This window comes from Pseudomonas sp. LBUM1645 (genome assembly GCF_059716185.1).
This window is the reverse complement of the sequence record NZ_CP166811.1, coordinates 2,115,424-2,130,369: the sequence shown is the minus strand read 5'-3', so window position 1 is coordinate 2,130,369 and position 14,946 is coordinate 2,115,424. Positions and strand designations below refer to the sequence as shown.

At 61.7% G+C, this 14,946-nt stretch carries 11 protein-coding genes; all 11 read right to left on the bottom strand.

The features are described from left to right. Positions 1-37: 37 nt before the first annotated feature. Positions 38-1,453: an aldehyde dehydrogenase family protein gene (locus ACA079_RS09390; RefSeq protein WP_497633599.1), complete on the bottom strand. Its 1,416-nt coding sequence runs from the start codon at positions 1,451-1,453 to the stop codon at positions 38-40. Next, positions 1,446-2,636: a pyridoxal phosphate-dependent aminotransferase gene (locus tag ACA079_RS09385; RefSeq protein WP_497633598.1), complete on the bottom strand. Its 1,191-nt coding sequence runs from the start codon at positions 2,634-2,636 to the stop codon at positions 1,446-1,448. The genes ACA079_RS09390 and ACA079_RS09385 overlap by 8 nt, the downstream gene beginning before the upstream one ends. A gap of 71 nt (positions 2,637-2,707) precedes the next feature. Then, positions 2,708-4,315, bottom strand: a complete 1,608-nt coding sequence (locus tag ACA079_RS09380) for a 5-guanidino-2-oxopentanoate decarboxylase (RefSeq protein WP_497633596.1) — start codon at positions 4,313-4,315, stop codon at positions 2,708-2,710. 10 nt (positions 4,316-4,325) lie between these two features. Beyond that, entirely contained in the window at positions 4,326-6,425 is a 2,100-nt protein-coding gene (locus tag ACA079_RS09375; protein WP_497633595.1) for an acetate--CoA ligase family protein, read from the bottom strand. Between the two features lie 18 nt (positions 6,426-6,443). After that, entirely contained in the window at positions 6,444-7,604 is a 1,161-nt protein-coding gene (locus ACA079_RS09370) for an acyl-CoA dehydrogenase family protein (protein WP_497633594.1), read from the bottom strand. A gap of 43 nt (positions 7,605-7,647) precedes the next feature. After that, positions 7,648-8,439, bottom strand: a complete 792-nt coding sequence (locus ACA079_RS09365) for an enoyl-CoA hydratase/isomerase family protein (RefSeq protein WP_497633593.1) — start codon at positions 8,437-8,439, stop codon at positions 7,648-7,650. Positions 8,440-8,810: 371 nt separating this feature from the next. Continuing rightward, positions 8,811-10,223 (bottom strand): amino acid permease, encoded by a 1,413-nt coding sequence (locus tag ACA079_RS09360; protein WP_497633591.1) that lies wholly within the window; start codon positions 10,221-10,223, stop codon positions 8,811-8,813. 218 nt (positions 10,224-10,441) lie between these two features. Beyond that, positions 10,442-12,706 (bottom strand): ATP-binding protein, encoded by a 2,265-nt coding sequence (locus tag ACA079_RS09355; protein WP_497633590.1) that lies wholly within the window; start codon positions 12,704-12,706, stop codon positions 10,442-10,444. Then, positions 12,703-13,455 carry a substrate-binding periplasmic protein gene (locus ACA079_RS09350; protein WP_497634647.1) on the bottom strand — a complete coding sequence of 251 codons (753 nt, stop codon included), beginning with the start codon at positions 13,453-13,455 and terminating at the stop codon, positions 12,703-12,705. The genes ACA079_RS09355 and ACA079_RS09350 overlap by 4 nt, the downstream gene beginning before the upstream one ends. Before the next feature lie 26 nt (positions 13,456-13,481). Next, entirely contained in the window at positions 13,482-14,198 is a 717-nt protein-coding gene (locus tag ACA079_RS09345; protein WP_497633588.1) for a response regulator, read from the bottom strand. A gap of 92 nt (positions 14,199-14,290) precedes the next feature. Further along, the gene (locus ACA079_RS09340) at positions 14,291-14,938 is read right to left on the bottom strand and encodes a TetR family transcriptional regulator C-terminal domain-containing protein (RefSeq protein ID WP_497633587.1); all 648 of its coding nucleotides are present in this window, start codon (positions 14,936-14,938) and stop codon (positions 14,291-14,293) included. Positions 14,939-14,946 lie beyond the last annotated feature (8 nt).

The window sequence follows — 14,946 nt, the reverse complement described above, 5'->3', positions numbered from 1 at the left end:
CATGGCCCGGTGCGTAAATCGTTCAAATCGCCAACCGTCACATCTGGATCGCCTTCACTTCGACGAATTCGTTGAGCCCCTCTTCCCCCCATTCACGTCCATTGCCGGATTGTTTGTAGCCCCCGAACGGCGCCTGATAGTTGAACGCCGCACCATTGAGAAAACACTGGCCCGCCCGCAATTGCCGCCCCAGTTGCAAGGCACGCTCGGTGCTGCCGGCCCAGACGCCGCTGGACAGGCCGAACGGGGAGTCGTTGGCGATCTGGATCGCCTGCGCCTCATCGGCATAGGGGATCAGGCACAGCACCGGGCCGAAGATCTCTTCCTGGGCGATGCGCATGCTGTTATTGACGTCAGCGAACAGCGTCGGGCTGACGTAGTAACCACGCTCCATGCCCGGTGTCGAGTCGCCCCCGCACAACAGACGCGCGCCTTCCTCCTGACCGACCTTGATGTAATCGAGCACGGTGCGCCTTTGCGCCGCCGAACACATCGGGCCAAGGAAGCTCTGCGGATCGAGCGGATCGCCCATGCGCAGGCTCAGGGTTTCCTCCAACGCAATTTCAACCGCTTCGGCATAACGGCTGGCGGGCAGCAGCATGCGGGTCAACGCGGTGCAGGTTTGCCCTGAGTTGATCATCACGTCCTGCACGCCGTAGCGCACGGCAGCGTCCAGATCCGCATCCTCGGCGATCAGCAGCGCCGACTTGCCACCGAGTTCCAGGCATACCCGTTTCACCGAAGGCGCCGCCGCTTGCGCAACGCGCACACCCGCGCCGGTGGAACCGGTGAACGACACCATGTCCACGTCCGGGTGTTTGGCCAGGGCTTCGCCGACCTTCGCTCCCGGCCCGCTGACCAAGTTGAATACACCGGCCGGCAAGCCGATATCCTCGATCATCTGCGCCAGCAAAAACGCATGCAGCGGGGTGTCCTGGCTTGGCTTGACCACCACTGTGCAACCGGCCGCCAGTGCCGGGCCGAGCTTGCCGATCAGCTGGTGCAGCGGATAGTTCCACGGGTTGATGAACGCGCAGACGCCTACCGCTTCGCGGATCACCAGCGAGTTGCCGACCTCGCGCACTTCGTCCATCAAACCGGCGAGTTCGACGTACTGCTCCAGACCGATGATCGGCCCGTCCACTTGTACCGAACGGCTCCATTGCACCGGCATGCCAAGTTCGGTGGTGATCACCGCCGCCATTTCGTCGGCACGGGTTTGCATTTGTTCTGCAAGAGCGCGGATGTACCCGGCGCGCACACTCGATGGCGTCCGTGACCATGGCCCAAAGGCCTTGCGCGCCGCCGCCACGGCGAGGTCGACATCGCGTTCATCGCCCAGCGGCACGCTGCCGGCGACGTCCTCAGTGGCCGGGTTGATCACCTCGGCGACACCTTGCCCCGACGGGGTTTGCCAGCGTCCGTCAATGAACAGTGATTGGTGATTAAGCATGTACCTGAACCTCCATCAATTCGTGAGCACAACGGGCGATGCGCTGGCAGGCATCACGCAATGGCGCGGCCCCCACCACCAACCCGATTCTGATGTGACCGGCCGCGCTCGGACCGAAGGCTTCGCCGGCCAAGACCGAGACGCCATGGCGATCAAGCAAACGATCAGCGAACGCTTGGGCGCTGAGCCCGGTTTCGCGTATATCGACCATTACGAACATCCCGCCATCGGGTTTCAAGGCGCGCACGCCGGGGCAGTCGCCCAGGCATTCGCAGACCAGATCGCGACGTTGGCGATAGGCTTCGCGCATGGCGTCCAGTTCCGGCAGCTGGCTTTCCAGCGCCACCACGGCGGCGTCCTGGATGAAATCCGGCGAGCCGTAGAGCATGCACAGCGCCAGGTTTTCCAGATGCGCGGACAACGAGGATGGCGCCACCACCCAGCCGACGCGCCAGCCGGTCATGGCGTGGGATTTCGACAGGCTGTTGAGCGTCGCGGTGCGTTCGGCCATGCCCGGCAAACTCGCCGGGCTGACGTGTTCGCCTTCAAACAGCAGCTCGCTGTAAACCTCATCGGAAATCAGCCACAGGTCGTGGGCGATGCACAATTCGGCCAAGGCCTGCCAGATGCTGCGCGGCAGGCTCGCCCCCGATGGGTTGTGCGGGCTGTTCAGCACCAGGGCGCGGGTACGCGGGGTGATACGGCTGGCGACGTCTTCGGGCAGCACGCGAAAACCGTTTTCCGAACGCACCGGCACGGGCACCACCACGGCGCCGCAGGCACCGAACACCGCTTCGTAGGTGACGTACATCGGTTCGGCGACGATCACTTCATCACCCGGATTGAGCACGCACTGAGCCACACTGAACAGTGCGCACTGTGCGCCGGCCAGCACCGTGACCTCGTCCGCCGTCACCCGTTGCCCACTGCGTTGCCCGTGGCGTTTGGCGATGGCTTCACGCAAGGCGCGCTTGCCACGCACCTCGGCGTAGTGAGTATTGCCGGACAACAAACTGTCGATGGCACCCTGCACGATGGGCGGCGGCGTATCGAAGTCCGGGTCGCCCACCGACAGCAGCAAGATGTCTTCGCCCTGCTCGCGCATTGCCAGTGCGCGGTAATGAATATCCCAGGCGGCAGCGCCGTCACCGGCGATACGTTGAGTCAGATCGGAAAAGCGCATGGTCCTGTTCCCTCAAAAGAAGTCCCTTAAAAGAAGCCCCTTTAAAAAGCCCCGCTAAACAAAGGTGAAAATCAGTTCGCACAGGCATGCTTGAGTTCGATCAGGGTCACACCATTGCGTTTGAAACCGTGGCGCAGATCAGTTTGCAACTCGGCCAGGCTTTGCGGCTGGTTCACGGTGCAACCGAAAGCGCGACCGAGGGCGGCGAAATCCGGGTTGCGCGGCAGCACGCCGATCGGTTCGATGTCCAGCTCGAGCATGTCGTCGCGGATCTGCCCCAAGGCGTCGTTATTCCACAGCAACACCACCAGCGGGCTGTCCAGCTCCTCGACCGCCGTCGCCAGTTCCTGCGCGGTGTAGAGGAAACCGCCGTCACCCACCAGCACCAGCCCCGGACGTTGCGGCGCGCCAAACTTGGCGCCGATGCCGGCGGGCAAGCCGTAACCCAAGGTGCCGTAACCGGTCGGGTGCAACCAACTGCGTGGTGCCAGTGAATCGAAGGCGTAGTTGCCGGTGTAGGCCAGCTGGGTCATGTCGGTGCTGATGAAAGCGTTGGCCGGCAGTTCGGCAGCAATTCGCTGCAGAATCGCCTGATGGATCGACTGCAAGGGACCGTGACCGTTTTTCACTGCCTCACGCAGCGCCGCTACCGAGGCAATTGCCGTACTGGCATCACGCACGTCAGGCGACAGGCGCTCCAGCAGCGCCGCCAGCGTCTGTTGCGAATCACCGTGCAACGCCACGGCGCTCGGATAGAAGTCGTTGAACTTGCGCGGATCGATGTCCACCCGCAGCAATTGGGCATTGAGCGGCAGGCGTTCGCGCCAGAAATCGGTGTCGGCCATTTCGGTGCCGACCGCCAGCACCACATCGGCCTCGGCGATCAGGTTCCAGCCCGGTTCCACGCACAGCGACGAACCGGCATTAAGCGGTGCGTCCGGTGGCAGCAGGCCTTTACCGGCGACACTGGTGAACAGCGGCGCGGCCAGGCGGGTGCTGAGTTCTTGCAACTGCGATGCGGCATTCAATGCGCCGCCGCCCGCGATGATCATCGGCCGTTTCGCGCCATGCAGCCTGGCTACCGCTTCGTCCAGCACAGTGGAGGCTGGCGTGCCGCGACCCGGACGACGCACGACGTCGTTGCTCCAGTCGCGGGCAATCGGTGCCGACAGCACATCCAGCGGCACCGAAATGTGCACCGGGCGCGGACGCTCACTGTCGAACACCGCATAAGCGCGGGCGATCAGTTCCGGCAAGTCTTCGGCGGTCAACGCCACCGCCGAGAACGCCGTGATTGGCGCGGTCATCGCACGCTGATCCTGGGTTTCGTGCAGGCAACCCCAGCCCTTGCCGAGGCTGGCGCTGTGGTTGACGCTGGAAATCACCAGCATCGGAATCGAATCGGCGTAGGCCTGGCCGATGCCGGTGGCGGCGTTGGTCACGCCGGGGCCGGTAATGATGAAGCACACGCCGGGTTTGCCGCTCACCCGCGCATAGCCGTCGGCCATGAAACTGGCGCCCTGCTCATGGCGGGTCAATACGTGGCGAATGCCGCTGCCGGGCAAGCCGCGATACAGTTCCAGGGTGTGTACGCCGGGAATGCCGAACACAGTGTCGACGCCGTAGTTGGCCAGCAGACGCACCAGCGCCTGGCCACCCGTCAAGGTTTTGCTTTGCATGTTCAGGTCCTCACGCATGTGCGATACGAATCAACGCATCGACCGCAGTCGTGCCATCGGCGCCGACCAACAATGGGTTCACATCAAGTTCCAGCAATTGTCCGGCGTTCTCGCAGGCGTATTCGGCTACCGCACCGATCGCCGCCACCAAGGCGTCCAGATCCGCCGCTTCGCGCCCTCGAAAACCTTGCAGCAATGCGGCGCTGCGCAGGCTCAGCACGGCCTGGCGAATCGCCCCGTCGGTGGTCGGCAGCAACAGGCTGCGACTGTCCTTGAGCAACTCCACCAGAATGCCGCCGGCGCCAATCACCAAAGCCAGGCCGAAATCGTTTTCGCGCTTGATGCCGACAATCAGCTCCGCCAGCGGCGGCTTGGCCATCGGTTCCAGCAGCAACTGATCGAAAGGCACGCCAGGCGCGTAAGCGGCCATGCTGGCGCGCATTTTTTCCAGGGCAGCGCTTAACGCGGCACCATCCTTGAGGTTCAGTGCCACGGCACCCGCTTCGGTCTTGTGCGGCAACTGCGCGCTGACCGCTTTAAGCACCAATGGATAGCCCAATGCTTCGGCGTCCTTCAGTGCTTTGTCTGGCGTGCTCAGTACACCGTTGGGCGTCGGCAGGCCAAACTCGCGCAGGGCCTGCTTGGAATCCCATTCATTTAGCAACTGCCCTTCGCCTTCCAGCGCCTGCGGACAGAGTGGCACCAAAGCCGATTCGCCCAATGCCAACAACGCCTGACGATTGCGCTGATAACCGGCGATACGACCCCAGGCCGCCAAACCATCTTCGACACCCTGCAACGCCGCCACACCTTGCCCGTGCAAACGCTCGCGGGCATGAGCCGGCAGCAACTCGGGGAAGGCCGAGGTGACAAAACCGGTCTTGCCGTGACGCACCAGCGCCTCGCAGTACAGATCCAGCAGCAGGTCACATTCCTTGCGCTCGCCGGTAAATTGCGCCGGGTAATCGAGCACCAGCATCGCCGCATCCGCTTCAGTACGCAGAGCGCTGTCGAGCATGCGGTTCAAGGCTTCGCCGTCGCCCCAGATCGCCGTGGTGAAATCCAGCGGGTTGACCAGGTTGGCGTAGCTCGGCAGCACCTGGGCCAGTTCGCCGACTTGTTCTTCGTCGAGTTTTGGCAGGCTCAGTTCGTTGCGTTCGGAGTAATCGGCAATCAACCCGGCGTCGCCACCGGAACAGGCCAGCGCGATCAGGCTGTTGCCCGCTGGCAGGTTGCCGCAGGCCGCAGCTTTCAGGGTTTCGACAAAACTCACCGGACCACTGACGCGAATCACTCCGAGCCTTGCGAACAACGCGTCGTACAGCGCATCGGAACCGGACAACGAACTGGTGTGACTCAGGGCCAGTTCGGCGCCGATCTGCGACACGCCGGTTTTCAGAGCAATGATCGGAATGCCCTTCTCCAGAGCCTTGTGCGCGGCGCGGGCGAAACCCGGTACGTTTTTCAAGCCTTCCATATGCAGGCCAATGGCGGTGACCCGGGGTTCATCGAGCAACACGTCCATCAATTCGGCCACGCCCAGTTGCGCCTGATTGCCGACCGAGGCCATGTAGGCCACCGGCAGCGAGCGGTCACTCATGGACAGGTTGTAGGCGAAGTTGCCGCTCTGGGTCAGGACGGCCACGCCCTTCTCCACCGCTTTGCCGCCGTGGGCCACCGGCCACAGCGCGGAGCTGTGCAGGTAGTCGAGCAGCCCGTAGCAGTTGGGGCCGAGCAACGCCATGTCGCCAGCGGCTCCGAGCAGTTGTTGTTGCAGGGCCTGGCCTTCGGCGCCGGTCTCGGCAAACCCCGAGGCGTAGCAGATCGCGCCACCCGTACCGATGGCGGCGAGTTCGGCGACGCAGGTCAGTGTCAGTTCACGGTTGGTCGCGATGAACACCGCGTCCGGGCCGCACGGCAAGTCGGCAATGCTGCGCAAGCAGGGTACGCCTTCGAGGCTGTCGTGCTGCGGATTGACCAGCCACATTTGCCCTGGGTAACCGCCGTCGGCACAGCGCTTGAGCGCGCGAGCCATGCTGCGGCCACCGACAAACGCCACGTGCCGCGGGGCGAGCATGCGTTCGAGGTTGTCACGAATCGTTGGCGACATGGGAATTCTCCGGGGCGTTCAGCGCAGCAGTGGCCGCAGCAGCTCGCGGGAAATGATGTGGCGCTGGATTTCCGAGGTGCCTTCCCAGATCCGTTCGATCCGCGCATTACGCCAGATACGTTCCACCGGACCTTCGTCCATCAGGCCCATGCCGCCAAAAATCTGCACCGCCTCATCGGCCGCGCGCCCCAGCACTTCGCTGGCAAACAGCTTGGCCATGCCAGCGTCGCCATCGGTCATGGTGCCCTGGTCCATTTTCCAGGCGGTATGCAGGGTCAGCAGTTCCGCTGCGCGGATCTGCGTGGCCATATCCGCCAGTTTGAACGACACCCCTTGATAGGTGCCGATCGGCTGGCCGAATTGCTTGCGATCCGCCGCCCATTGCAGCGACACGTCCAGCGCTCGTTGCGCCTGACCGACGCAGTTGGCGGCGACCATTACCCGGCCGGCAGTCAGCCAGGCGTTGGCCACTTCCCAGCCTTTACCGACTTCGCCCAACACTTTGGAAGCCGGGACACGGCAGTCGTCGAAGAACATTTCGAAGGTGTGATAACCACGGTTGCTCACGCACTTGGGGCCACGGCGAATGGTCATGCCCGGGGTGTCGCGGTCGACCAGGAACGAGGTCACGGCGTTGCGCTTGCGGCCGTTGTGTTCGTAGGTGTCGGTGACAGCGAAGACAATAGCGAAGTCGGCGTGGCCGGCGTGGCTGATGAAGTGCTTGCTGCCGTTGAGAACATAGTCGTCACCGTCACGCACGGCACGGGTCTGGATCGCATTGGCATCGGAACCGGCGCCCGGTTCGGTCAAAGCGAAGCAGTCGATCTTCTCGCCCTGGATGCACGGCAACAGGTAGTCGTCGACCTGATCGCCGGTGCAGGCCATGAGAATTTTCGATGGCCGTGCAACGAAGACATGCAGCGCCCAGGACACCTTGGAAAGCTCACGCTCGATCAGCGCCTGGGACAGGTAATCCAGACCGCCACCGCCGACCTCTTCCGGCATGTTGAAGGCGTAGAAACCGGCGGCGATCGCCTTGCCGCGAATCTGCGCCGCCAGCTCCGGGGAGACTTCGTCGGCGCGATCGACTTCATCTTCATAGGGCAGTAGTTCCTTGGCGACGAAACTGCGTACTGCGTCCATCAACATTTCTTGTTCTTGGGTAAGTTGGAAATTCATGGTGCTACCTGTTGTTCGTGTGCTGATAGAGGTGTGCCGAGGCTCAACGACCGATAAAGCGTGCCGGGCGTTTTTCCATGGCCGCGCGCAGGGCTTCGTTGCCGTCTTCGCTGCGACCGCACAACAGGCCGGCGGCCAGTTCCGCTTGCAGTTGCTCGGGCAAGCTACGGTCGGCGCCTCCGCGCATGAGTTTTTTGGTCTGGGCAAAGGCAAAGGTCGGCCCTGTGGCCAGGCGTTTGGCGAGTTCGCTGGCGACGGTTTGCAGTTGATCGTCAGGGCAGACTTCGCTGACCAGGCCGGCGGCCAGGGCACGGTCGGCGCCCCACAATTCGTCGAGGAACAACAGACGCTTGGCCTGCTCGGCGCCGATCAGCCGTGGCAGGTGCCAACTGGCGCCGGCGTCCGGCGAGTAGGCCATGCTGGTGTAGCCGGCCTTGAACCGTGCCGATTGTGCGGCGATACGCAAGTCGCAGCACAGGGTCAGGTCCATGCCCCCGCCGACGGCCGTGCCGTTGATGGCGGCGATTGTCGGTTTTTCCAGGCTGTACAGGCGGGTCATCAAGGCATGAGCGGTTTCGGTCCAGCCGTAGCTTTCCAGCGCGCCACGGGCTTCGGCGGCGGCCCATTCGTCCAGATCGGCACCGGAACAAAAACTGCGTCCGCTGCCGGTCAGCACCACAACGCGGACCGCAGGATCGGCGTTGTAAGTGTCGAGCAAGGCGTGCAGGCTTTTCAGCGTCGGGATGTCCAGCGCGTTGCGCTGAGCGGTGCGATTAAGGGTGATCCAGGCGACGCCTGCTTCCACCTGACTGAGCAGCGAATCGTGAGTAGTCATGCGAGTCCTCGAATTATTGTGTTGGCGTGAGGTGATGCGACTTGAGACCATACTAAACGAGTGTTCAGTAAGGCGGCAATTGGTGATGGAATGGGCTGTAACTGGCTATAAATGTCTCTATACTGTTGTATTTATTGGATTATTTACTAATTGCCTGACTTCACTATCTGAAACTGTTACAACTTCGAACAACTGCCTACATTGAAGATTGGCAACGCTGTCGCGTCATGAGGGCACCTAATGCGCGCCGCAAAACAACTGTGGGAGCGGGCTTGCTCGCGAAAGCGGTCTGTCAGTCGACATTGATGTTGACCGGCATGACGCCTTCGCGAGCAAGCCCGCTCCCACAAGGTATGCGTTAAATCAGGGAATCAAGCGCTCGGCAAACTCGGCGCCAACACCGCCTCGCGTTTGCGGTGGAACACGAAATACGCGCCATAACACAGCGCAATAAAACCAAAGCCCCAATACAGCGACGGGCGCTGGGTGTCGTCCAGTGCCAGGAACACGAACAACGAGCAGCACAGCGTGATGCACATCAATGGCAGCACCGGGAACCACGGAGCTCGGTATTTCAGGTCGCTGAGTTTGCCGCCATCGCGCAGGTAGGCTTTGCGGAACTTGTATTGCGCCAGGGCGATGACAATCCAGGTCACGGTGCCAGACATGCCACTCACCGCCATCAGCACCATGAACAGCGTGTCCGCCGCTACGAAACTGGTCATCAGCGACACCAGGGCGAAACACAAAGTGATGCTCAGGGCGCGCAACGGCACGCCGCGCTTGCTCAGCACCGACAGGCCTTTGGGCGCCATGCCGGTTTTCGACATGGCCCAGAGGATGCGGGTCGACGCGTAGAGGCCGGAGTTGCCCACCGACAAAATCGCCGTGAGGATCACAAAGTTCATCAAGTCAGCGGCGTACGGGATGCCGACCATGTCGAACACCTGCACGAATGGACTTTCCATCAGCCCCGCCTGCTGCCACGGCACGATGGCCGACAGCACGATAATCGCCAGCACATAGAAAATCAGCACCCGAAACACCACGTTGCGCACGGCGCGCGGGATGCTTTTTTCCGGCTGGTCGGTTTCGCCAGCGGCCACGCCCATGATCTCGCAGCCCTGGAAGGCGTAGACCACGGTCATCATCACCGCGAACACCGCCGACAGGCCGTGAGGGAACAACGAGTCGCCGATCAGGTTGCTCATCATCGGCGCGGGTGCGCCACTGCTCAGCGGGATCGCGCCGAAGATCACCAGCACGCCGACCACGATGAACCCGAGAATCGCCGCGACCTTGATCCCGGAAAACCAGTATTCCGCCTCACCGAAGGCGCGGGTCGCCAGGGCGTTGAGGCCGAACAGCACCACCACGAACAGCGCCGACCAATACCAGATTGGCACCTGCGGAAACCAACGGGTCATCAGCATCCCGGCTGCGGTGAACTCCAGGCCGACCGTGGTGGCCCAGCTCATCCAGTACACCCAGCCGATCATGAACCCGGTGGCCGGGCCGATGTATTGGGTGGCGTGGGTCTGGAACGAACCGGATACCGGCATGTGCACCGACAGTTCGCCCAGGCAGACCATCACCAGGTACATCAGGAAACCGGCGACGAGGTACGCCAGAATCGCCCCCACCGGACCGCCCTGGTTGATGATCACCCCGGAGCCCATGAACAACCCGGTGCCGATCACGCCGCCCAGAGACAGCATGAAAATGTGCCGGCTTTTCAGGGCTCGGGTCAGTTGGATGCCTTTGCGATCAGTGCTTTCGTTCATGTCGGCACCTCAGCAGTCAGTGAGGTGCGCGGCGCATGACAGGAGATCATGGCGCGGGGAAGGATCAGCTTTACGGCAATTCATTATTATTATCTCCAATAAGCTTCGAAGGCCGCGCTGCAGCGGCTGAGTCGATTATTGGAACGCTATGTAAGGTCGCGTTGTACGCAGCGATCTAAGTTGTAGAAAATCGTAACGATATTGTAAGAGCGGTTTGTTCATCTGTGCTGCAACAGATCTTCCAGGGTTTGCTGCGCCCGTTGTATTTGCGCTTGAACGGTCGGCGCCAGCTCACGGATCGCCGGTTCGTCGTTGCCCAGCGCCGTTGTTTCCAGCCTTCGCAATACCTCGGCCAATCCACGAAAACCCAATGAATCGCTGCTGCCGGCCAGGCGATGCGCCAGTTGCGCAACCTCTGTGCAATCGTCGGCCTCGATTGCTTCGTCCAGCGCTTCTCGGTGCTGAAGAATCGAGTCGTGCAGCAACGCCAGCAGGCCCTGCACCTTTTGCTCACCGAGCAACGTGCGATGCGTTTGCAGCAACGGCCAGTCGATCGTCCCGCCAGCTACCAAGGGTTTTTTGACAATCGTCTGCCCCGCCAGCACCTGGCGCAGGCTGTCCAGCTTCAGCGGTTTGGCCAGAATGCCGTCCATGCCGGCGTTCAGGTAACCGCGTACCAACGCCGGTTGTACGCTGGCAGTCAGGGCGAAAATGCGGGTCTGGAAATTCGGCCCGTCGGTGCTACGGATCTGTGAGCATAGCTCGACGCCGCTCATCCCCGGTAGATGCACATCCAGCAGGATCAGATCGAAAGTCCGCGTCGCGCACAGCACCAACGCCTGTTGAGCATCGATGGCCAGCCACACCTGATGCCCATCCCGTAGCAGCAGCCCCTCGGCCACTTCACGGTTGAGCGCCACATCCTCGACCACCAGAATGTCCAGCGCCGGGTCCACCTCGGGAAGCGGCGCTACGTTGATGACATCGTTGGCCGGCTGCAAGAGCAGTTCGAACCAGAAACAACTACCGCGACCGACTTCGCTGCTGACACCGATGCAACCGCCCATGTGCTCCACCAGACGTTTACAGATCGCCAACCCCAACCCGGTGCCGCCAAAGCGCTGCGCCACTTCCTCGCTGGCCTGGGTGAAGCGCTCGAAAATCTTCGCCTGCATCGCCGGGGCAATTCCGATGCCGTCATCGGTGACACTCAGCCGCAAGTGCTGCCCGCTCTGCCCTTCAATCTGAGCGAGCAACCCCACTTCAACGCTGACCTCGCCGCCTTCAGTGAACTTGATCGCATTGGCCAACAAGTTGCTCAAGACCTGCCGCAAAAATTGCTCCGCGCCGTGGTGTTGTTCGGCCACCCGCTGATCGACCCGGCAATTGAGAATCGTGTCGTTGTTCAACGCCTCGGGTTCCACCAAGGTCAGCACTTCGTCGAGCAATTGGCGAATCGAGAAATTCACCGGCTCTGGCAGGCTCGCGCCCTCCTCCAACTTGGCGAAATACAACACTTCATCAAGAATGGCCAGCAAGCCCTCACCGGCCTTGTGCAAGGCATCCAGGCGTTTGCTGTCCTGCTGATTCAGCCTGGCGCCGCGCAGCAACTCGGCCATGCCGAGAATGCCGTTGAGCGGCGTTCGCAACTCGTGACTCATGGTCGCCAGAAACCGCGACTTGGCCTGGTTGGCCGCTTCGGCTTCGTCCTTGGCGCGCATCAAGCTGGCGGTGCGCCGCTCGACCCTGCGCAGCAATTCATCGCGATTGTCCTGCAAGGCCAGGCGGTCGGTTTCCCGGCGGTCGATATCAATGAGGATCGCCCGGCGCATGTCATCCAGGGCGTTGGCCACGGTGTCGATTTCATCTTCTTGAGCGTTGCGCCGCTTGTCCAGGCGTAACGGCTCGTGCCATTTACCGGCGGCGATGCGCCCAGCAAATTCGGCCATGACTTGCAAGTGGCGGGTGACCAATCGATAGAACAAGCCGGACAGCGCCACCGCCAAACCGCAGAGAAATACGCCCATCCACAACAAACTGGTCAACCCGGTGGCGTACAGGCGCTCATACACCGCGCCCAGATCCGTGCTGACTTCCAGTTCACCGAGCTGGCGCAACGGGCCGGATGGCGGTTGATAGTCCAGGGCAAAACGCTCGATGCGCAACGGCCCCACCGGGTTGGGGTTGCCTTGTAGCAAGTCGTAGTCCGGGCTGGTCAGATGCACCCGCGCCACGTCGGAAAAACCCACCAGGCCGCGCAATTGCACGTTCAACTGCTCCAGGTTCAGATCCCACAAACTGCGCTCCAGGCTCGCCAGATAACCGGCGCGGATCAACTCCATGCGCGAGTCGATCTCGCGCATTTCCCGGCTGTATTCGATGTACAGCTGTACGCTGCTAGCCAGCACGGTGAAGCACAGGCTGAACAACAGAATGAACAGCAGCAGACGCCGCAATAGTCCACCGGGGCGGGCGCGGATCATTGTGTGTGGGCCGGCAGGTTAATCATGTCGCGGTAGGTGACTTCGCTTTCATTGAGCAGACGCTCAATATCACCGGCATCGACCATGCGCTGCAGCTGCGCATTGATTTGCGGCATATGCGTGGCCAGCGGCGAAAGACGCGAAACGGCCACCCGCAGGTAATCCACGCTCAATACATCGGGCAAGGCAACGATGTCTTGAGCGCCGGGCAGGTTGGCGACGTACAACTGACCGGTGCGACGCTCTTGGGTAATGAAATCGATGCGCCCGCGAATCAGCTTGCCGAAGTTCTGGCGGTTGTCGGAGACCCATTCGATGTTGTTGTTTTGCGCGACCATGCTATCGAATTCCACGCCGTAGCTTTCACCGAACAGCAAGCCACCACGGTATTTGGCCAGATCTTGCAGCCGTTCGAATTTCACCGGGTGCTGGCGATTGATGAACAAGGCAACTTCTTCGCGCAGCACCGGCACCGTGGAAAACAGCATGCTCTGTTCCCGTTGCGCGTTGCTGTACGCCAGCACCACGTCGACCCTGCCTTCAGCGGCATCCAGCAGGCAGCGCTTCCAGTTGCCCAGCACCACGATCTCGACCTCGTAGCCCAATTGACTGAACAGCTTTTTCACCACGCTCGGCGCCAGACCCCGAACCTGTTTGCCGTCGCTCCAGGAAATCGGCGGGTATACCGGGTAATCGCAATAACGGACCTTTTCGGCCGCCAGGGTACTGCCGGCCACAAGCGCCAGCATCAGCCAAAGCAGTCGCCTCACAACCGTCACGCCGCCAGGCTGGCAGTGAACAGGTAACCGGCGCCGTGGATGGTGATGATCAACTGCGGCTCGGCGGGATCGTCGTGCAACTTGCGTCGCAAGCGGCCAACCAGCACATCGATGGAGCGGTCGTTAGGCACCCATTCGCGGTTGCGAATCTGGTCCATCAACTGGTCGCGGCTCAGGGTGTGGCCACTGTTGCGCAGGAACACGCTGAGCAACTGGTATTCGCCGTGGGTCAGCAGGGTTTCACTGCCGGTCGGATCGATCAGACGCCGGCGATCGGTATCCAGCGCCCAATCGGCGAACTGTTTGACCGGTTTGGACACAGCCGCCACGAGCTGCGGTGATTGCGCATGCCGAACCCGGCGAATCAGGTTTTTCGCCCGGGACACCAGTTCCCGTGGATTGAGGGGTTTGATCACGTAGTCATCGGCGCCGCATTCGAGGCCGACGATGCGATCGATTTCGTCATTGCGCCCGGTGATCAGGATGATCCCCACTTCCGAACGCACCCGCAGCTCCCGGGTCAGGGTCAAGCCATCCTTGCCGGGCAAACGGATATCGAGCATGACCAGGTCCACGGGCTGACTGGCGAGGCAGGTTTCGGCCAGTTCCGCCGTGGCGACACAATGTACCTCGTAGCCTTCCTGGGAAAGATAGGCCTGCAAGAGTTCGCGAATCAGCGGATCGTCATCGACGATCAGTACCCGAGGGGTCATTGCTTGGTGTCCTGCACAGGCCCGAAGGCGTGTTTCTTATTAGAATGTTTTGTTGCATCAGCGCCAGAGAGTATCCACTGTTGAACAAGTGATCAACAGTTGCTCGTCTGCACACAAAAACGCTGCCGTCCGCCGGCCTGCAAACCGTCGACCCAGGCCTCGCAGATCTGGACACCCTGCTCCGGGGTAAACGTGCCGGCGTTGAGTCCGGACTCCAGCCACAGGCCATCGAGCAAGGCACTGAGGCCGATCGCGGCGAGATCGGCGTCGAAATTCTCCCAGCCCTCTTCCAGCGCCAGTTCCATCAGCACTTTGCGCAAGATGCCGCGGTACTCGCCATAGGACTGATCGTGAGCCTGGTTGATCACCTCGGCAGTTTTCACTGCGCCCCAGAATGCCAGCCAGGCATCGATCAACTGCGGGTCGAGCAATTCGGCGGAAAACGAACCACGGAAGAACGCCGACAACCGTTCGCGGGCATTGGGCGCCGCCTGTTCCATGGACTCGCGGAGCAGGGTCATGACGCGCCCGGTGATCGCCATGTAGGCCTCGGCCACCAGTTCGTCCTTGCCGGAATAGTGATGGCTGATCAAGCCGACCGACACACCTGCCTCAGCGGAAATTTTACGGATTGAAGCGCCCTGGAAGCCATGGCGCTTGAGACAAACCAACGTCGCCTCGATCAGATTGGCCTTGCGCAACTCCGGTTCCATGCGAGAAAAACGGGCTTCCTGATTCATGACGACAC

What these genes read in the sequence shown, in the direction of transcription:
- ACA079_RS09390 (WP_497633599.1), bottom strand. Translation starts at nt 1,453, where the DNA reads ATGCTTAATCACCAATCACTGTTCATTGACGGACGCTGGCAAACCCCG.
- ACA079_RS09385 (WP_497633598.1), bottom strand. Translation starts at nt 2,636, where the DNA reads ATGCGCTTTTCCGATCTGACTCAACGTATCGCCGGTGACGGCGCTGCC.
- ACA079_RS09380 (WP_497633596.1), bottom strand. Translation starts at nt 4,315, where the DNA reads ATGCAAAGCAAAACCTTGACGGGTGGCCAGGCGCTGGTGCGTCTGCTG.
- ACA079_RS09375 (WP_497633595.1), bottom strand. Translation starts at nt 6,425, where the DNA reads ATGTCGCCAACGATTCGTGACAACCTCGAACGCATGCTCGCCCCGCGG.
- ACA079_RS09370 (WP_497633594.1), bottom strand. Translation starts at nt 7,604, where the DNA reads ATGAATTTCCAACTTACCCAAGAACAAGAAATGTTGATGGACGCAGTA.
- ACA079_RS09365 (WP_497633593.1), bottom strand. Translation starts at nt 8,439, where the DNA reads ATGACTACTCACGATTCGCTGCTCAGTCAGGTGGAAGCAGGCGTCGCC.
- ACA079_RS09360 (WP_497633591.1), bottom strand. Translation starts at nt 10,223, where the DNA reads ATGAACGAAAGCACTGATCGCAAAGGCATCCAACTGACCCGAGCCCTG.
- ACA079_RS09355 (WP_497633590.1), bottom strand. Translation starts at nt 12,706, where the DNA reads ATGATCCGCGCCCGCCCCGGTGGACTATTGCGGCGTCTGCTGCTGTTC.
- ACA079_RS09350 (WP_497634647.1), bottom strand. Translation starts at nt 13,455, where the DNA reads ATGCTGGCGCTTGTGGCCGGCAGTACCCTGGCGGCCGAAAAGGTCCGT.
- ACA079_RS09345 (WP_497633588.1), bottom strand. Translation starts at nt 14,198, where the DNA reads ATGACCCCTCGGGTACTGATCGTCGATGACGATCCGCTGATTCGCGAA.
- ACA079_RS09340 (WP_497633587.1), bottom strand. Translation starts at nt 14,938, where the DNA reads ATGAATCAGGAAGCCCGTTTTTCTCGCATGGAACCGGAGTTGCGCAAG.